This is a genomic window from Sporofaciens sp. St.21A7 (assembly GCF_059728535.1).
This window is the reverse complement of sequence record NZ_BAAGFN010000001.1, coordinates 2106296-2124914: the sequence shown is the minus strand read 5'-3', so window position 1 is coordinate 2124914 and position 18619 is coordinate 2106296. Positions and strand designations below refer to the sequence as shown.

At 49.0% G+C, this 18619-nt stretch carries 15 protein-coding genes and 2 pseudogenes; 6 read left to right on the top strand and 11 right to left on the bottom strand.

Translation table 11 applies throughout. The features are described from left to right. Positions 1-29: 29 nt before the first annotated feature. Positions 30-431, bottom strand: a pseudogene (locus AC6I3O_RS10505) (ParA family protein); the annotation flags it as partial. A 134-nt stretch (positions 432-565) separates the two neighbouring features. Next, a complete protein-coding gene (locus AC6I3O_RS10500; protein ID WP_497850833.1) occupies positions 566-745 on the bottom strand; it encodes a hypothetical protein in 180 nt (59 codons plus the stop codon). A 235-nt stretch (positions 746-980) separates the two neighbouring features. Between AC6I3O_RS10500 and AC6I3O_RS10495 the strand changes: the two genes are divergently transcribed. Next, positions 981-1442, top strand: coding sequence for a manganese catalase family protein (locus AC6I3O_RS10495; RefSeq protein WP_497853449.1), 462 nt, complete (start codon positions 981-983; stop codon positions 1440-1442). A 100-nt stretch (positions 1443-1542) separates the two neighbouring features. On the opposite strand, the gene AC6I3O_RS10490 is transcribed toward AC6I3O_RS10495, so the two are convergent. From AC6I3O_RS10490 to AC6I3O_RS10470, 5 genes and pseudogenes are all read right to left on the bottom strand, one after another. After that, complete coding sequence (locus AC6I3O_RS10490; protein WP_497850832.1) at positions 1543-2019, bottom strand: flavodoxin; 477 nt, start codon at positions 2017-2019, stop codon at positions 1543-1545. A gap of 80 nt (positions 2020-2099) precedes the next feature. Continuing rightward, a pseudogene (locus tag AC6I3O_RS10485) lies at positions 2100-3589 on the bottom strand (FGGY-family carbohydrate kinase). Positions 3590-3673: 84 nt separating this feature from the next. Continuing rightward, on the bottom strand, positions 3674-4636 hold the full coding sequence (locus AC6I3O_RS10480) for a transketolase family protein (RefSeq protein ID WP_497850831.1): 963 nt from the start codon (positions 4634-4636) through the stop codon (positions 3674-3676). Beyond that, entirely contained in the window at positions 4636-5460 is an 825-nt protein-coding gene (locus tag AC6I3O_RS10475) for a transketolase (RefSeq protein ID WP_497850830.1), read from the bottom strand. The genes AC6I3O_RS10480 and AC6I3O_RS10475 overlap by 1 nt, the downstream gene beginning before the upstream one ends. A 126-nt stretch (positions 5461-5586) precedes the next feature. Then, positions 5587-6987: an L-fucose/L-arabinose isomerase family protein gene (locus AC6I3O_RS10470; protein WP_497850829.1), complete on the bottom strand. Its 1401-nt coding sequence runs from the start codon at positions 6985-6987 to the stop codon at positions 5587-5589. Between the two features lie 378 nt (positions 6988-7365). Here AC6I3O_RS10470 and AC6I3O_RS10465 point away from each other — a divergent pair, with 378 nt between their 5' ends. Continuing rightward, on the top strand, positions 7366-8373 hold the full coding sequence (locus AC6I3O_RS10465; RefSeq protein ID WP_497850828.1) for a LacI family DNA-binding transcriptional regulator: 1008 nt from the start codon (positions 7366-7368) through the stop codon (positions 8371-8373). Here the strand turns inward: AC6I3O_RS10465 and AC6I3O_RS10460 are convergent. Then, positions 8370-9809: an MFS transporter gene (locus tag AC6I3O_RS10460; RefSeq protein WP_497850827.1), complete on the bottom strand. Its 1440-nt coding sequence runs from the start codon at positions 9807-9809 to the stop codon at positions 8370-8372. The two genes, AC6I3O_RS10465 and AC6I3O_RS10460, sit on opposite strands and share 4 nt — an antisense overlap. Before the next feature lie 22 nt (positions 9810-9831). Further along, positions 9832-11919, bottom strand: coding sequence for a glycoside hydrolase family 3 C-terminal domain-containing protein (locus AC6I3O_RS10455; protein WP_497853448.1), 2088 nt, complete (start codon positions 11917-11919; stop codon positions 9832-9834). Positions 11920-11952: 33 nt separating this feature from the next. Between AC6I3O_RS10455 and AC6I3O_RS10450 the strand changes: the two genes are divergently transcribed. The 4 genes from AC6I3O_RS10450 to AC6I3O_RS10435 all read left to right on the top strand — a co-directional run bounded on the left by AC6I3O_RS10450 (position 11953) and on the right by AC6I3O_RS10435 (position 17606). Continuing rightward, complete coding sequence (locus AC6I3O_RS10450) at positions 11953-13458, top strand: DUF5605 domain-containing protein (RefSeq protein WP_497850826.1); 1506 nt, start codon at positions 11953-11955, stop codon at positions 13456-13458. Beyond that, positions 13445-14974, top strand: a complete 1530-nt coding sequence (locus AC6I3O_RS10445; RefSeq protein WP_497850825.1) for a DUF5060 domain-containing protein — start codon at positions 13445-13447, stop codon at positions 14972-14974. Before AC6I3O_RS10450 ends, AC6I3O_RS10445 begins: the two co-directional genes overlap by 14 nt. Before the next feature lie 134 nt (positions 14975-15108). Next, positions 15109-16107, top strand: coding sequence for a LacI family DNA-binding transcriptional regulator (locus tag AC6I3O_RS10440; RefSeq protein WP_497850824.1), 999 nt, complete (start codon positions 15109-15111; stop codon positions 16105-16107). Beyond that, a complete protein-coding gene (locus AC6I3O_RS10435) occupies positions 16104-17606 on the top strand; it encodes a DUF5605 domain-containing protein (protein WP_497850823.1) in 1503 nt (500 codons plus the stop codon). Before AC6I3O_RS10440 ends, AC6I3O_RS10435 begins: the two co-directional genes overlap by 4 nt. A gap of 74 nt (positions 17607-17680) precedes the next feature. Here the strand turns inward: AC6I3O_RS10435 and AC6I3O_RS10430 are convergent, their stop codons facing one another. Together AC6I3O_RS10430 and AC6I3O_RS10425 are read right to left on the bottom strand one after the other, a co-directional pair. Continuing rightward, positions 17681-18088 carry a DUF4143 domain-containing protein gene (locus AC6I3O_RS10430; protein ID WP_497850822.1) on the bottom strand — a complete coding sequence of 136 codons (408 nt, stop codon included), beginning with the start codon at positions 18086-18088 and terminating at the stop codon, positions 17681-17683. Positions 18089-18119: 31 nt separating this feature from the next. Beyond that, positions 18120-18611, bottom strand: a complete 492-nt coding sequence (locus tag AC6I3O_RS10425; protein ID WP_497850821.1) for a GNAT family N-acetyltransferase — start codon at positions 18609-18611, stop codon at positions 18120-18122. Positions 18612-18619: the final 8 nt, after the last annotated feature.

The window sequence follows — 18619 nt, the reverse complement described above, 5'->3', positions numbered from 1 at the left end:
GCATTAGATTGTTTATGTGGTTATCCACATAAACAGTCCACGAGTACATAGTCGTAGCTTTTCCTTACCTCGCTTATGCAGGTCTTCAGCACGCTTTCACGGCTTATGGCGTTAATCAGCCTTACTTCCAAGCCCGACAGCTCAATGTTGGATGGGAGCAGGTCAACGCCCTCGCCGTGGTGCAGGATGCCTTGGGCGACATCAACGGATTTATCGTCTATGATGTCCTGCATGATGGTGGAGAGAGTGACCTGCAAGTCGTCTGGTCTGTGGTAGCCGAGGGACATGGTTAGGTTTGCCTGTGCATCGGCATCAATGAGCAGGACTTTCTTTCCCTGCTGTGCCAGAGTTGCGCCCAGATTCACCGCCGTGGTGGTTTTGCCCACACCGCCTTTCTGGTTGGTTAAAGCAATTACTTTGCAGTTTGACATGGGTGCGTCCTCCTTTCGCATAGATTTAGCCGCTTTGTCAAGGCGGCTATGTAACTGTACCAGAGGACGCAGGACGCAAAAAAGCCGCTTACTCTTAAAATCCATAAGAATAAGCGGCTTCATGGTGATGTGCCTTAGACATATTCGATTTTCACTTTCTTTAACGGGGCGTTGGCTACCTTGAAGATAATCTCGTCAACGCAGTCCCCGTATCTGCCCTGCTGTATGAGCTGGTTTTTCAGCTCCACAAGGCTATGTAAAAGTAATGATTTCTCCCGGCTGTCTACATATAAGTGAGTGGTCTTTTCCCTCATATCGTCCACCGTCCTTTCTTGGCTATATTGTATATAAAGGCAATCAGTCCTGCAAAGGTATAAATCCTATGCGGCAGGAATAGCACAATAGATATTGATTTTTCGCTGAGAGCCTTGTCCGATAACGGATGGCTGTTCAGCGTATGTAAAATGATTGTTCTTTCCGTATCTTGTGGGCTTGTCCTTTGTTACAATATCATCTACCCAAAAGCCCACAAATAAAGACTGTTCGGGCATTTCGGGAGAGTGGAACATTTCCGATGCTTCAGTGGGTACGGAAGAACTGGCCCACATGGAGATGATATGTGCCATCGTCCATCAGCTTACACGCAACCTGACGCCGGAAGAACTGGAGAAGTCCGGATTCGATAAATACTATGTAGACCACACCCTTGCCCTCTGGCCCCAGGCGGCAAGCGGCGCGCCTTGGACTGCAACTTACTTTCAGTCCAAGGGCGACCCGATTACGGATATACACGAGGATATGGCGGCAGAACAAAAAGCAAGAACCACCTACGACAATATCCTGCGCCTCGTAAAAGACCCAGAGGTCTGTGAACCCATCCGTTTCCTGAGGGAACGTGAAATCGTCCACTATCAGCGTTTCGGTGAATCTTTAAGAATCGTCCAGGATCACTTAGACAGCAAAAACTTCTATGCCATCAACCCTGAGTTTGATATCCGTCCCCGTGACTAACCTTTAAACTCGCAGAATCTATGAATCTATCTGAATTAATCAAGGGCAAAACCATTCACCAGGTTTTGCCCTTTCTCAAAACAGCAATGACATTTTTTACTTATATCCACTCTGACGCCCACACTGAAAGGGTTTTACACAAAGCATTCGCCGCAAAACGTTTCCCGTCCACCACTTTTGCCCCTGGCGCTAAAGCCTGCATATTTTTCCCGGCTTCTCCCATTGGGCTTCCGCCGGATGTAGCAAACGGTATCACCGTCTTTCCCGTAAAATCATAGGCTTCCATAAAAGTATCAATAATAGACGGTTCCCTGTACCACCACACCGGGAATCCGATAAATACCACTTGATACTGATTCATATCCCCTACCTTAGAGCGGATTGCAGGACGGCATCCTCTGTCGCTCATTTCCACAGAACTCCTGCTTCCCTTATCCTGCCAGTCAAGATCTTCGTCCGTATATGGAATCTCCGGTTCAATTTCAAACAAGTCCGCCCCTGTCTCCTTTGCCAGTCGCTCTGCCACTTGCGCAGTCACTCCGCTTGCACTGAAATATGCTACCAATACTTTGCTCATTGTGAAACTCCTCCTTGCATCTGTTTTCATTGGTAGTTTTATCATACAACCTGAAGTACACTTAAAGTCAAGAGATATTATTATAAAATCATCTTAACGGCCTCTTTCCAGCCCTTGCTTTTTTTACTTTTAGTTCAGGCTCCATTTTCGGTTCATAAATACTTCTGCCAATTTCCTCCATGACCCTTTTATCGTAGAGGCCAAGCGCAATCCCCGCCACATATGCCGCCCCTATCCCGGACATTTCTTCCGCCTGCGATACGCTTACCCTTGTATTCAGCAAATCACTTTGGAACTGCATCAGATAGCTGTTTTTCGACGGGCCGCCGTCTACCCTGAGTTCCGTCACAGTATCTCCCGTATCTTTGCAAAATGTCTCCACAATATCCATAATCTGATATGCAATACTCTCTACCGCAGCGCGCACAATTTCTTCCCGCCCTGTAGTTCTTGTAATACCGCACAAAAGTCCCTTCGCCTGGCTGTTCCAGTAAGGCGCCCCTAGCCCGGTGAATGCAGGTATCAAATACAAGGAATCATCCTGTCTCGCCGACCGGCATAAGCTTTCTGTTTCATTTGGGCTGTCGATCATCCGGACTTCATCTTTAAGCCACGTAATGACCGCTCCTGTATAATTAATATTTCCCTCTAATACATAATTGATTTCCCCATTAAGCTTCCATGCCAGCGAAGTCACAACGCCGCTCTTACTGCTGATCGGCGTCGCTCCCGTATTCATCATAATCGAAGAGCCTGTCCCGTAAGTCGCCTTGATCATTCCCGGCCGTATGCATCCCTGCCCGAACAGAGCCGCATTGGAATCTCCCATCACACCATGGATCGGCACAGCCTTAGGCAGGAGCCCTTCAAAATCCGTCATTCCAAAGCAACTGTCCGAATCGCACACTTCCGGTAAATACTCCGGTGACAGCCCGAATATCCTGCATAGCTCTTCATCCCACCTAAGCCTGTAGATATCAAAAAGCTGTGTCCGTGATGCATTGGAATACTCTGTCTTATAAGAAGTACCGCCCGTGAGCCGATAAATCAGCCATGTATCAACGGTTCCCATTCCAAGCGCTCCTTCTAGCGCCTTCTGCCCTGCTCCTTCTACATTCTCAATCAGCCATGCAAGCTTCGATGCCGGAAAATACGGCGACAGTGTAAGCCCCGTCTTCCGTTCAATGACCGCTCCATCACCGGATTCTTCAATCCTATCACAGATTGCCTGTGAGCGGGAGCACTGCCATACCACAGCGTCTGCCAGCGGTTTTTTCGTCTGCCTATCCCAGATTAAGGCTGTCTCCCGCTGGTTACTGATTCCGACGCCGGCAATCTGCTCCGGATTGATCCTAAGCCCGCCCTCTTGGGGATTGATAAGAAGCTGCTTTACCACACGCAGCGTATTCTGATAGATTTCTTCCGGGTCATGGGACACCCATCCCTCTTCATTTACAATCTGTCGGTGGGGAAGATCTTCCCTGCGAACCATCTTCCCGTTTTCATCAAACAGCAGCGCTTTCGTTCCCTGTGTACTCTGATCAATGCCAATCAAGTACTTCTTATTCATATTCTCATCACCCATATGACTTTCTCCATAATCCTTATCCAAAGACGCCGTTGCTTATATCCGGGCCTTTGGCTCTGCAAAAAATCAGGCAAGCGCCTCACGTACCTTCTTTGCAATCCCTTCCGCATCCAACCCATAGTAGCCAAACACCTCACTGGATGTACCCGTAATCACCGGTGCATCCGGCAGCGACATGTTCACTACCTTCTTCGGGCAATGCTCACCGACTACCTGTGCGACCATAGCGCCTAATCCGCCAAACGGGGCGTGTTCCTCTACGGTCACAACAGCTTTTGCCTTCCCGGCCTCTCGGATGATCGTTTCCCGATCCAGCGGTTTTACACAGTACATATCTACGACCGTGATAGAGATGCCATCCTCTGCCAGAAGCTTTGCGGCGTCCTTCGCCGGTTTTACCATCTCGCCGCATGCAATCACGGCTGCATCCACACTTCCTGTCCTTGCCCTATCGACTACAACCGTAGCCCGGTTAAGCTCAAACGGAATCTCCTTACCTGCTTCTTCATATTCATCATAAACCGGGTCTACCGCATTTCTCCCTACACGGATATAGGCAGGGCTTTCATCCGCAAGCAAGGCCTCTGTAAGCTTCTTTGTCTGCAGATGGTCGCTTGGCAGATACACCCTCATATTCGGAATAGCGCTCATAGCTGCGATATCCTGCGCTGAATGATGACTCATGCCCAATGCGCCGTAGCTGACGCCGCCGCTAATACCGATTAATTTGACATTGGTATCAGAATATGCCACGTCCACCTTGCACTGCTCATAACTTCTGGCCGACAGGAAACATGCCGGAGATACGGCATAGGCCTTCTTCCCGCATTTTGCAAGCCCTGCCGCAATACTGACCAGATTCTGCTCCGCAATCCCGGTCTCTACGAACTGCTCCGGATAGGTATCGGCAAACGGCGTAAAGGAACCGCTTCCTCTCGAATCGCTGCATAACGCCACAATACTTCGATCCTCTTTTGCAGCCTCCATCAGCACTTCACAAATCACCTGTTTATTCGCTGTCTTTCCCATTATGCCAATGCCTCCTCTCTTGCTTTCAGATCCTTCATAATCTGTGCATACTCTTCATCCAACGGAACCTTATGATGCCAGTTCACCTTATTTTCCATGACCGGAGAACCTTTTCCCTTTACTGTATTTGCAATTAGGACCGAGGGCTTTCCCTTTACCGCCTTTGCTTCTTCAAATGCGGCGTGAAGCTCCTCCACGTCATTTCCATCCTTTACATCAATCACATGCCACCCGAAGCTTCTGAACCTCCCATGTAAGTCGCCGTGGGCCATCACCTCTTCGGTCCCCCCGGAAATCTGCAGACGGTTACGGTCTACCACCGCACAGAGATTATCAAGCTTATAGTGGCTGGCCGCCATGACTCCCTCCCATACAGAACCTTCTGCCAGCTCACCGTCGCCCATCACAGTATAGACACGGCAATTTCGCCCGTCCATCTTCCCTGCCTTCGCCATCCCCACGCAGACCGGAAGCCCATGGCCAAGAGAACCTGAATTCATCTCAATTCCCGGCAGCTTGTTATTGGGATGCCCGATAAACCGGGAACCGAATTTGCTGAAGGTTTTATGTAATTCTTCCTTTTGGAAGAAACCCTTCTCCGCCAGCACGGAATAATACGCTTCCACGGAATGTCCCTTGCTCATTACAAAATAGTCCCTGTCCGGTGAATCCATATTCTCGGGACTGATATTCATCTGGTCAAAATATAATTCTGTCAGGATCTCCATCACACTCATATCCCCGCCGATATGTCCCGCCTTTCCTGCCCGAATCAGGTCTACGGTATCCTGGCGTAATTTATACGATAATGCTTTTAAATTCATTGCAGCCTTCCTTTCTTATTTCCTGTTTCCAAACCTAAGTCCACCTGCCCCGCAAGGGGCATGCATTACGAACCGCCTATCTTAGCCAGTCCATTGATATCCCGGCCATCTGTCTGCCGTAGCCAATCACTCGCCTCTCAGATAAGCCTTCACCTCTTCTTCAATCGGGTCGTAGAGATCCGGTTTCACACCGATATACTTACATGCCTCATATAAAACCGGAACAATATCCTTATGGATTCCCACACAATGATGGATATAAGGCCCCTCTACAATCTTGGCCTCCAGACGTTTGATATTTTCCACCTCTACCCAGAGATAGGTTCCCATCCCCTTAGGTCCGTCTACGCCCTTCGCCCTTCCAAGGAGCAAGGAGTATTCACCATTATCTCCGTCAAACCGGCAGAGTGTCACATCGCCATGTTTTGCTTCTGCAGTCAGGCTGCCCGGATGGTCAAATGCCAATGGATACGTAAGCCTCGGCTTCTGCTGTGCCACAGACATAGGCCATGGCCCACAGTGCTGCAGCAATTCGCCATTCGGGATATCCGGATGGCGGATCGTCCAGTCTGCGAAAAAGGTTCTGGTTTCCCCCATACCTGCCGCCTCTGCCAGAAGCGCTGTCACCGCCCCATGGATATCCGTCTCGCAGACCACTGGGATTCCCTTCTCATTCAGGATTGCATTTGCCGCGCAAGGCATAATCCCAATCTCGGTCTGCAGGGCATTCCAACACTGGATAGCTGCTGCCTGGCACCCATATTGGCTGGCCAGCTCCTCCATCGCGACCGCAAGCGCCGCCACATTCTCCACCTCGTTATCCTTGATCTCAATCTCCATCGTTTCATGGATATAAGAAATCATCTCTTTAAGCCTCAAATCCTCTGCCTTCACAGCTCTAATCTTCTCGGTCAGCTCCGTCATTGGAATTGGGGCGAGCTGAATCTGAAACTTCTCAAGCAATTCCCCTTCGTTGCACATAGTAGTCCAGAAGTCAAAGGGACGTGTGGAAATCTGGAGAATACGGATACTTCTAAAGGTCTTCACCACATTGCATACCGCAAGAAAATCACGAAGCCCTCTCTCGAACACCGGATCATCCAGCCTGCAGTTCGTCATATAGGTGAAGGGCACCTGAAACCTTCTCAATACTTTTCCGGTCGCAAAGAGCCCGCACTGGGTATCCCTTAACCGGACCCCATTCTCATCCGGCCGTTCATCCAACGGCCCCCACAGAAGCACCGGCACATTCAACTCCTTCGCAAGTCTGGCACAGACATATTCTGTTCCGAAGTTACAGTGGGGCAGGAATAACCCGTCAACGCCCTCGCTCTTGAACTTTGCCGCAATCTTCTTCACATCATTGTCATCGTACAGAAGTCCCTCTTCATTGATATCATCAATGTCAACAAAATCAATTCCCAGTTCCCTTAATCTGTCCGCGGTCAAACCTCGGTACTTGATCGCGTCCGGCGCACTGAAAATGCTCCTTCTTGTGGGCGCATAACCAAGCTTCATACTTACCATTTCTATCTCCTCCTGTTCTTAACTTCTTGCCCAAATTATAGCTTATCATTTACTAAATTTCTCCAACTTATTAAGTATTTTTATCTTAATTTATCACTTAATTCTTGTATATTTTATACTTATCCGTTATACTCAATTTAAAAGATACACCCTAGTGTGCTGTCTGCATTATATTCAGTCAAACCTCCTTGTCTATTCGCCCATCTGCCGCGTTGGATTTTCTAGCCGTAGCCACCGCTACGCCGTCGAAAATCCGCCTTGCAGATGAACGAATATCCTGCGGAGTTTCGCCAGATATAATGCAGACAGCACACTAGTGTAGTGATAACGGATTTCAACCACACAGGTAAAACATTTTAATCTGAGAGGGATACCGCAATGAGCATTACCGCAAAAGAATTAGCCAGAAAAATAGGCGTTTCCGCCGCCGCAGTCTCCATGGCGCTGAACAATAAGCCCGGGGTCAGCCGCAAAACCCGGCAGTTGATTTTAGATGAAGCAGAAAAAAACGGATATGATTTTTCCCGCCTTTCTGTGAAGAAACAGGCAGGAGGGAATATATATTTCGTTATCTATAAAAAACATGGCGCAGTTGTCACAGATACTCCGTTCTTCTCCCAATTATCTGACGGAATCAGCGAAAGCTGTAAGGAAAACGGCTATAAGATGAACATCCGCTATGTGTACGACGACGGAGAAACCCTGGAGGAACAGGTCGGAGATATCCAGTATTCCGACTGCTGCGGCATCATCCTGCTCGGTACGGAGATGAGCGCAGAGGACTTTCGGATATTCAAGGCCGTCCCCCTTCCCATCGTCCTGTTGGATACTTATTTCGAGACGGTACAGACCAACTACGTCCTGATCAACAATGTACAAGGGGCATATCTCGCCACATCCTATCTGATCAAACGCACCAGACAGCAGCCGGGGTATCTGCGTTCCTCCTATCCGATCGGGAACTTTGAAGAACGGGCATCCGGATTCTACAATGCAATTCGCTTTGGAGGGATGTCAGCCTCCAAATCCATCGTCCATAGGCTGACGCCCTCTATCGAAGGCGCCTTTTCCGATATGGCAGAGATACTGGAACAAGGGGAAGAATCGGCGCGGTGCTACTTCGCAGATAATGATCTGATTGCCGTCGGAGCGATGCGCGCGTTCAAGGCAAAAGGCTACCGGATTCCGGATGACATTGCAATCGTCGGGTTCGACAATATCGAATTTAGCAATATCGTAGAGCCAAGCCTGACCACCGTCCATGTACCTAAGCGGGAAATGGGTCAAATGGCTGCCAAACGCCTGATCAATCTGATTGAGAAAAAGGAAACGGCGCCTGTCAAGATTGAAATTGCTACTCATCTTGTCAAGCGCCATTCCTGTTAATCGTTCTTTTTCTGCCTTGCATCCAGCTCCGCACGAATCTGGGGATATTTCTTATCCAGATCATATGGAAGCATGACCAACACGCACACAATCGTTGCTGCCAGAGACAGTCCGCCAAAAGCAAAATTCAGCGCGCCGATCGTGACCGGGAATGCCTCTTTCAGGCTTTCACCGGCTGCAAGCGCCGCATCCATTGCAGGGATATTCTCCTGATAATGGCTCCATGCCAACAATGCAGAGATGATAGCCGATGCAGAAGCAGATGACAGCTTATTCACAAACCCGTTTACTGCATTCTGAGTACCGCCCATATTCTTGCCGCACTTCCATTCCGTATAGTCAAATACGTCAGGCAGCATAGAAAAATACATACTCTGCCTGAAACCAAATCCCAGGCCGATCAGGGCTAGCGCCGCTGTAGCAATGCCGGCATTAGATGTTATAAACAATATCAGATACCCTACGCAATCCACAATGGCGCCAAACTGCATCAGCTTAATCTTGGAAATCCCTTTCCCGTTAAGGATTGCAGAAACCAGCATGGTCGGAATCGCCAGAACCGTCAGCAGTGATAACGCAAGGCTCATCGTACTCGTATTGCCGATAATATATGTATAATAATACTGCATTGCGCCATACATGCCCAGATACCCCAGAAACAGGAAGAATATAAGCCCCAGTATCATGATATAATATTTGTTCTTGAACATATTGCCCAAATCTTTCAAGATTGACGTCTTTTCCTGGGATTTCGTCGGCGGGTTGATTTCAGCAACGCTAAATACACAGGCAGAGATGATCGCAATCACGATAACGCCAAGCACGATATTCGTATTGCGGTATCCAGTTGCCAGCGCCTGGCCCGTCGCATCCTTAGAGCCGGCAAAAAAGTATATCATAGGCAGCACAAACAGGGAAGACGTCAGCGACCCCAAGTTGGAAAACACGGTACGGGTCGTCGCGATCTTGGTACGCTCAGCCGGGTCTGCCGACAGAGCCGTAACAATCGGAGCCATGGGGATGTTCACTAGCGTATATCCAAAGGAGAAAATAATGTAGGTAACATAAGCCCAGGCAAGCTTCGCACCTGCGCCCCAACTGACAGGGACAGAAAACAGAAGCACCATTCCTACAGCCAGTACAGGCGCGCCTGCCATCATCCACGGCCGGTACCTTCCCATCTTAGTATCCGTATTATCAATCAATGCGCCTACCATATAATCCGTGAAAGCATCGATGAACTTCGTGACAACAAACATGACCCCAATCGGAACCGGATCGATGCCGGCACAGTTCGTATAATAAAACAGCAAATAAGTATTCGCCAGCAAATATGCCAGATTACAGGCATAATCACTGATACCGAATCCGATACGCTGCCTCCATTTGAAGGCTGTCGTCTGATAATAACTTGGTTCATGCTTTAAGATTTGCATATTGGTTCCCTCCTCGTATGTTTTATTCCTTTCCCTCATTGAGCGTACTCACTACCTGCTGAACCAGCTTGGAAGGAAGTTCAAGACTGTTGTCTTTCACATTGAGCCTGCTTACTACATTCTGGATTAGTTCCTGATTAAGCTTGCCCTGTCCCAAATCGGCATCCCCGAATTGTCCAAAAGGAATTGCCAATCCCAAAGGAAGAATCGGATTTTTGTCAGGGTCAAAGAATTCCTGTACCGCCTTGCTGGCCGTAGACAACGCCTCCTTAAACTGTGGTTCCTTGACAAAATGTCCCACTTGCGCCTGTGGGCTGAAACGCTTGACTGCTTCCGCAGAATCCACCATAATAGACGCCGTCAGTAGGATTTCCCGAGAGCTTCGTCCCACCAGGATTTCATATTCGCCGCCTTCTACTACCCATTTATGTAATGCAGGCGTATAGCACTCAAAGGCTCTTCTGTCCAAAGTAACGGAAACCTCCTGCTCCTCGCCGGGTTTCAGATAAACCTTGCGAAATCCCCTCAGCTCTTTTACCGGACGATTGATACTGGAAACCACATCCCGTACATAGACCTGTGCAACATCCGAGCCGGCGCGGCTGCCTGTATTTTTCACGATAAAGCTGACGGTCACGTTATCATTTACACTCATTCCGCTCTTATCCAGATGAATATCGCTATAGGCAAAGGACGTATAAGACAGGCCATACCCGAACGGGTATTCCACATCCAGTTTCTTTGCGTCATACCAACGATACCCGATATACACACCTTCTCCGTATGCCACATCCGGCACCGTATCCGGATAATGCGGGAAACTCAGATAGGAAGGCGTATCCTCCAGACGGCAGGGATAGGTTTCCGGAAGCCGCCCGCCGGGTTCCGCCAGACCGAACAACACATCGACCGTGGCGCCTCCGGATGCCTCTCCTGCATAGCCGCCCTGCAGCACGGCCCTCACCCTCTTATTATAGGCGGTAATATCCACCGGCGCACCGGTATTGATCACCAGTATTACGTTGGTGTTCACCTCCAGGACAGCGTCCAGCAGATCCCGCTGGCTTTTCGGAAGAAAAAGATCCGTACGGTCATAGCCTTCCGATTCCACACCGTAGGGATATCCGGTAAATAAAATGATGATCCCTGCATTTTTAGCCGTCTCTACTGCCTCCGTAATCAAATCCGGACGAGGCGTATCCTCCGGCGGGAAACCTGCATTGATCTGATAGCCTGCCGCATAAGGAATCTCCCCCACCCCTGTCAGTCGAACAATCTCATCATAGGGAATATCCAGTGTATGCCCGTTCATATGACCCGAGCCGCCGCCCATATAACACGGCGCTTTGGCGAATCCGCCGATAACTGCCAGCCCTTCCACATTCTGATCAAGAGGCAGTACGCCGTCATTCTCCAGAAGAACCGCCCCTTCTGCTGCCGCCCGGCGTGCCAGCGCATGATGTGCCTTCAAATCTACCGTGGGAATCTCGCCGCCGTCATGAATCTTGTAATAACAGTCCACCACATGGTAAGCGATCTGATCCAGTGCGCCCTCCGGCATATCCCCATTGTTGACCGCATCCCAGAGCAGATGGCTGTGATTGTCTTCCTCGGCCAGTTCCACATCCAGGCCTGCCAGATGCCCTTCTATCTTATCTTCCCGATAATGGACCGCGAACGCGTCAGACATGACAAGGCCGTCATAGCCGAACTCTTTGCGCAGCTTATCCATGATCTCCCTGTTCTGATGAACCCATTTGCCATTTACCTTGTTATAGCAAGTCATCACTGTCCATGGGTCAGACTTCTGGAGAACAAGCTGGAACACCCGCAGATACATCTCGTTGAACGTCCGTTCATCCACTACCGCATTAGTCGTCATACGCTCATACTCTTGATTATTGCAGACAAAATGTTTCAGGTTTGCCGCCACATGCTGGCTCTGGACTCCGTTAATGTATGCCGCCCCCAGTTCTGAGGAAAGCCAGGGGTCCTCGGAATAGTATTCAAAGTTCCTCCCGCACAGCGGGCTTCGTTTCATGTTGACGCCTGGACGGAGGATGATGTCCACCTGCTGGTTCTTACACTCCCTCCCCTGGGCCTCTCCGATCTCACGGGCCAGTTCGGGATTCCATGCAGCTCCTTGCGCCGCCGTTGCGGAGAGCAGGAAACCGTTACTTTAGACGGCTTCTATGACGGGGACGGCATCTATCGCATCCGTTTTATGCCGTCATATGAAGGCCTTTATACTTTCTCCGTTTCCGGCAGCTTCTCCAAACAGGCCTACCATGGTTCCTTTACCTCTCTTCCCGCTGTTCCCGGCTGCCATGGCCCGGTCCGGGTGGCGGATACCTATCACTTCCGTTATGCCGACGGCACGCCTTACCGTCCTGTTGGCACGACCTGTTATGCTTGGACTTTCCAGAAGGAATCGGTAAGGACGCAGACCCTTGCAACTATGGCGGGAACCTGTTTTAATAAACTGCGTTTCTGTCTTTTCCCGAAACACTATGATTATAATTTAAACGATCCCGTCTGCTTTCCTTTTGAGGGGACTCCCTGTGACAACGCAGGATTGACCGAAGAAAATTTTTCTCAGGCAAACTGTTCCTGTCTCGGCGGCAGGGAAATTGCAGCCAAAACAAACCACTGGGATTTTGAACGTTTTAATCCGGAGTATTTCCGCCTGCTCGAAGACTGTATCTTAAAGCTTGCCAAAGCTGGTATTGAGGCCGATCTTATTTTATTCCATCCTTATGACCGCTGGGGTTTTTCTGACATGACTCCCGAACAGGACGAGCGATATGTCCGCTATATAGCCGCCCGTTTTTCTGCATATCACAATGTCTGGTGGTCTATGGCAAATGAATATGACCTTATGCCCCAGAAAACTTTTGAGGACTGGGAGCGGCTGGGCAGACTGGTCAAATCTCTGGACCCTTATGGGCATCTTCTGAGCATCCATAACTGCCAGGCCTTCTATGACCATACCCGGGACTTTATCACCCACTGCTCCATCCAGCGCACAGACTTATACCTTTCTTCCGAAATGACCGAAAAATGGCGGGAACAATACAAAAAACCCGTGGTACTGGACGAGATCTGTTATGAAGGTAATCTCCAGCATGGATGGGGCAATCTCACCGGAAAGGAGCTGACCAGACGATGCTGGGAGGCTGTCTGCCGCGGCGGCTATCCCGGACATGGCGAGACATTCCTTGAACGCATTCCTGACGGCAGCGCCAAAGACCGGGATGTCCGGATTTGGTGGTCCCATGGCGGAACGCTGTATGGCGAATGTCCGCCCAGACTGGCTTTCCTGTCACAGGTACTTGCAGACATACCCGGCGGACATGGCCTGAAAAGCATCCATCTGAACTGGGATGAGGTCGCTGCCGTGCCGGACAGCCCGCTGGCGGAAGAACACAGCTATTATCTGGTCTATTTCAGCTTTATGGCGCCTCTATTCCGCCGCTTCCATATGGATGATGAGACTTGGTTTGAAATAGACATACTGGATACTTGGAATATGACCGTAACACATCTGGGAAAACGGCGCGGAGAATTTACCGTTCCACTCCCCGGGAAACCTTATATGGCGCTTAGGTTAAAAAAAGCAGAAAGGAGCCATTGCGATGACGCAAGTTGAAAAATGGGATGTATTTGAGCTTGCCCTGCAGGGAAGGCAAGAAAGAAACCCCTTTACTGATTATGAAATACATGGTATATTTTATCATAAAAAGGAAACCTTGACCGTAAACGGTTTTTATGATGGAAACGGCATCTACCGAATCCGGTTCATGCCCTCCTATGAAGGTGAATATACTTATGAAGTTTCCGGCAGCTTTAGTCCGGAAACCTTCTCTGGGCGATTCACGGCCATACCGCCCTCAAAAAATAGCCACGGCCCTGTGCGGGCTGCGAATCGGTTCTATCTTGAGCATCAGGACGGCACACCGCATCACTCCTGCGGCACCACATGCTATTCATTTGCCCTTCAGGAAACCGAGATCATCGAGCAGACTTTTCAGGAACTGGAAAAGGGATATTTCAATAAAATGCGGTTTTGCCTCATGCCAAAACATTACGATTTCTGCCTGCAGGACCCGCCGGTCTTTCCTTATGAGGGGATTCCCATGGACGCCAGTTTCCTGACCCGCGAGAACTTTAATGACTACAATGGCGCTGCGCCTGGGAATCACTGGAATTTTGAGCGTTTTAATCCGGCTTTCTTTAGGCGCTATGACAATATTATCCGGCGGCTGATGGAGCTGGGTATCGAAGCAGACCTGATTCTTTTCCACGCTTACGACCGTTGGGGCTTTTCAACCATGTCCATGGAAGAGAATCTGCTGTACCTGCGTTATGTCGCCGCCCGGTACGGCGCTTTCCGTAATGTATGGTGGGCGCTGGCAAACGAATATGAACTTTTGCGCCACCTCACCACAGACGACTGGGAGCAGCTTGGAACTGCCCTTCAGGCAGCAGATCCTTACCGCCATCTTATATCCATACATAACTGTGAGGCCTTTTTTAATTACAAACGGCCCTGGATCACCCATTGCAGCTGCCAGCGGGAGGATCATCACAAGACTACGGAATACACCGACGAGCTCCGGAATCGTTTCGGCAAACCCGTGATCTGGGATGAAGTCGGATATGAAGGCAATTTTCCCCATTGTTGGGGCAACTTCACCCCGGAAGAATTAGTCCGCCGGGCATGGGAATCCCTGATCCGCGGCGGTTACTGCGGCCACAGCGAGACGATCCTTAGTGATGATAATATTATCTGGTGGGCGCACGGTGGAAAACTAAAGGGAGAAAGCGCCAAAAGATTCGGGTTCATGCTTGATTTCATGAAGGATGTCCCTGGCGGCGGGCTATGCCTTGGAAGCCTGCGGGATGATATTCATTTTCAATGGGATGATGATGTTGCAATACCTGCCGACCCGGCTTTCAACGGCCAGTATTACTTCTTCTATTTCAGCATATGGCGGCCGTCTTTCCGGCAGATATGGATCGATGATACTACTTGGTTCGATGTTGAGATCATTGATACCTGGAATATGACAATAAACAGATGCGGCCGTTACAGAGGCCGCTTTGAGCTGCCCCTTCCCGGCAGGCAATATATCGGCATTCGATTAAAGCGCTCGATATCATAGTAAATTACGAAGCAGCGGCCAAATCATGCAGGCCGCGCCGCGCAGGCCCGCCTGTGGCAGCGGCCAGGTGTGCATTCATGCCGCGTTCGCGTAGGCCCGTTGCTTCACGTACATAAAAGGAGGTCACATGAAATATGGAAGAATCTAAGATAACTGGCCGGGCAATCGCAAAACGTCTGGGAATATCTCCTGCCACCGTTTCTCTGGCGCTAAATGGCCGCCCGGGAGTCAATCCCAAAACACGCGAAGCCATTCTCGCCTGTCAGGAGACACTTTCCCGTCAGGAGGATAAAATGTTTCCTGATAAAATTTTGTTGATCAGTGCAGAGATTTCTTCTCCCAGTGACCATGGTCTGTTCAAACAATCCTACACCGAATTGTACCGTATACTGAATAATCACGGCTATCTCCTGCAATCTGTCACATGTGATGATACGTCCGCCTCCTTTTCTGCTCTGTTGGAGCAGCTTCCCAATAAGCAGATCGCAGGGGCCATCATCTTTGCTGTGAATATCCCTTTTGATAGCCTGCAATTCCTCAAGACAGCAGATATCCCCCTCATGCTTTTTGACTGTGACCTCCGTCTTCCTACAGGGGATAATCTTCTTATTGACAATTACGGCGGTGTCAATGATGCAGTGGAGTTTCTGATCGGACACGGCCATCAAGATATCTGGTATCTGTGCCACAGCGCAGAATATAATTTTAATTTTACCGAACGCCGGCGCGCATTCAAACAAATCACTGACAGCTTGGGAATCAGAGGGCATATGTTCGAGCTGTCCGGAGAACTCCGGGAGATACGCACCCGCGGACAGGCTTTTCTCAACAGCCTTTCGCGCAGGCCTCTGCCGGTATTGACAGAGAACTACCAGATTTCCTTAGGGATCTTAGGCGCAGCGCAGCAGCTTGGGCTATGCGTACCAAAAGATCTGGATATTGTATGCTTTGATGAACTTCCGGAAGAAACACTACTGCCCTGGCCGGTTCCAATGATCCGTATATTCCACGGCAAAAAGGCAGCTATTGCCGCAAAGCGGCTGATCGACCGGATAGAAGGCCGGACTGATATCAATATTTCCTATTCATTCCGGACAGAACTAATCAATCACTCTATTGGAGATAAATCATGACAGAACAGTATAAGATATTTGAATCGGACTTAACCGGAACAAAGCAGGGCAACCCCTATATGGATGTTTGGCTGAAGGCCATATTTACAAACAATACGGAGCAGTTCACAGTCAATGGCTTCTACTGCGGAAACGGCAGATATAAGATCCGCTTTATGCCGGGAAAGCCTGGAATCTGGAGAGCCGTCACCGAATCCAACGACCCGGCGCTTCATGGTATCAGCCTGACCTGTGAATGCGTACCCGCACAAGAAGGGAATCACGGACGTGTACTGCGGATGGATGAGGTGCGCGCGCACGCCGCCGCGAAAGCTTCTTCAACCAACGAAGACAGGTTTCATTTTCTGTATGAAGACGGCGCCCGTTTCCAACCCTTTGGCACTACCTGTTACGCCTGGGTCAACCAGCCCGCGAAGATACAGGAACAGACCCTTGAGACATTGAAGCATTCTTGTTTCAATAAGGTAAGGATGTGTATCTTCCCCAAATTCTACACCTACAATACGGCAGACCCTGAATATTATGCATTTGAAGGAAATGAAAAGGATGGTTTTGACTTCACGCGCTTCAATCCGGTATTCTGGGAGAATCTTGAAAGACGTATCCGGCAGCTTGATGAACTGGGAATCGAAGCGGACGTCATCCTTTTGCATCCTTATGACAGATGGGGATTCTCCAAGATGGACCGGGATACCGACGTCTTTTATCTGAAATATGCCGTAAGCCGTCTGTGCCATTTTAAGAATGTGTGGTGGGCTCTTGCCAACGAATTTGACCTGCTTCCATGGAAATCTGTGGAAGACTGGGAATTATATGCCCGTGTCGTCATGTGCCGGGACCCCTACGGGCATCTGCGCTCTATTCACAACTGCGTAGAGCTTTATGACCAAACGCGCCCCTGGATTACCCATGTCAGCATCCAACGGATCGACGTATACAAGACTGCAGAAGCGGTCAGCGAATGGAGAGAACTGTATCAGAAACCGATCGTGGTAGACGAATGCGCCTATGAAGGAAATATTAACTTTGGCTGGGGTAATATCACAGGGGAGGAGATGACAAGACGTTTCTGGGAAGGCTGTATCCGGGGCGGATACCTCTCCCACGGAGAAGTATATGTTCAGCATGAACAGATCTGGTGGGCTCACGGCGGCAGGCTTCACGGAACCTGCCCGGACAGGATCGCATTCCTAAAAGATATTATGGCAGACGTCCCGGAGGGCTGCGCACCGTTAAAGCTCACACCGGAAAATCACGAGGCGAACTGGGATGTCCCCTGTCTGTGCAAAGAATCCGACCATTCTTATTACTTATATTATTTCGGGTTCTTTCGGCCGGCTTTCCGCACCTATGAACTGCCAAAGGGCTGCGCTTATGAAATCGAATTAATCGATACATGGGATATGGCAATCCAAAAGCTTCCCGGAATCCACTCGGGGAATATTAAGATCGGTATGCCAGAAAAGCAATATATGGCAATACGCATGAAAAAAATCTGATGATTTGCCAGTACTCCATCTGGCTAGTTCAGGAGTTCGATTTCTGACCAGATGGAGTACTAACTCCATTTCGTTTAGATACAAAATGCAGCATAAAGAGGAACCGTCTTTTTCCCGTCCTCAAAGCCAAAATTCTTGGCAGAAAGTTTGATAGCATAATCAGGTTTGTAGGTATCCATATAGACTTTTAAACTTTTGGCTTTTGTATTATCCGCCGATTTGACTTCAATAGGTATCAACCTTTCATCCCTCTGAATCACAAAGTCTACTTCTGCCCCGCGTTCGGACATCCAGTAATAGGTGTTGTACCCACTTATGGTAAGCTGCATATTCACATAGTTTTCCGCCATCCCGCCCTTGAAGTCATTGATTTCATCCACCATATAGAGGATATCATTCGCCGCTAAATCCTTTTTGGCAAGAAGCAGCCCCATGTCTGACACATATATCTTGAACGAATCAATATCACGATAACAACGCAAACAGATTCTATGAAATGAGATATCTGACTCCTCATAAATGTTTCTTTAACCGTATCCCCATCGTAAAATATGGTTCATTTAAACATTTCTCTCTATCGACACAATAGCCCCTCTTTTGATAAAAGGAGACCGCATACTCATTACTTTTTAACGCCCATATTGCAATCTCTTTATATCCTTGTTCCTCTGCCTTTTCTTCCGCAAAATGAATAAGCATCCCCCCAATTCCTTTCCCTTGAAATTGAGAATCCACATAAAGGCGGAAGATTTCAAATGCTCCAGCTATGTCTGCATCTGCTGCATCTCCCAAAGATATCATCGCTAACACCTGGTTCTGCTCTTCCCACACATATTCCGATAACCTACGGGTAGTAAAATCTAATTTTAATCGACCTGTTCTTTCCGCACATCCTTCTTCATTTAATAATAGGGGATTGATATATCCGGAATAGACATTTTTCCAATTCTCATTTACAATATTACATACAACCTCCATATCTTTTTCTTCTAATACTCGTATCATCTTTTCTG

Bases quoted from the DNA above. Each gene is read 5' to 3' on its own strand.
- AC6I3O_RS10500 (WP_497850833.1), bottom strand. From the start codon at position 745: ATGAGGGAAAAGACCACTCACTTATATGTAGACAGCCGGGAGAAATCA.
- AC6I3O_RS10490 (WP_497850832.1), bottom strand. From the start codon at position 2,019: ATGAGCAAAGTATTGGTAGCATATTTCAGTGCAAGCGGAGTGACTGCG.
- AC6I3O_RS10480 (WP_497850831.1), bottom strand. From the start codon at position 4,636: ATGGGAAAGACAGCGAATAAACAGGTGATTTGTGAAGTGCTGATGGAG.
- AC6I3O_RS10475 (WP_497850830.1), bottom strand. From the start codon at position 5,460: ATGAATTTAAAAGCATTATCGTATAAATTACGCCAGGATACCGTAGAC.
- AC6I3O_RS10470 (WP_497850829.1), bottom strand. From the start codon at position 6,987: ATGGTAAGTATGAAGCTTGGTTATGCGCCCACAAGAAGGAGCATTTTC.
- AC6I3O_RS10465 (WP_497850828.1), top strand. From the start codon at position 7,366: ATGAGCATTACCGCAAAAGAATTAGCCAGAAAAATAGGCGTTTCCGCC.
- AC6I3O_RS10460 (WP_497850827.1), bottom strand. From the start codon at position 9,809: ATGCAAATCTTAAAGCATGAACCAAGTTATTATCAGACGACAGCCTTC.
- AC6I3O_RS10445 (WP_497850825.1), top strand. From the start codon at position 13,445: ATGACGCAAGTTGAAAAATGGGATGTATTTGAGCTTGCCCTGCAGGGA.
- AC6I3O_RS10440 (WP_497850824.1), top strand. From the start codon at position 15,109: ATGGAAGAATCTAAGATAACTGGCCGGGCAATCGCAAAACGTCTGGGA.
- AC6I3O_RS10435 (WP_497850823.1), top strand. From the start codon at position 16,104: ATGACAGAACAGTATAAGATATTTGAATCGGACTTAACCGGAACAAAG.
- AC6I3O_RS10425 (WP_497850821.1), bottom strand. From the start codon at position 18,611: ATGATACGAGTATTAGAAGAAAAAGATATGGAGGTTGTATGTAATATT.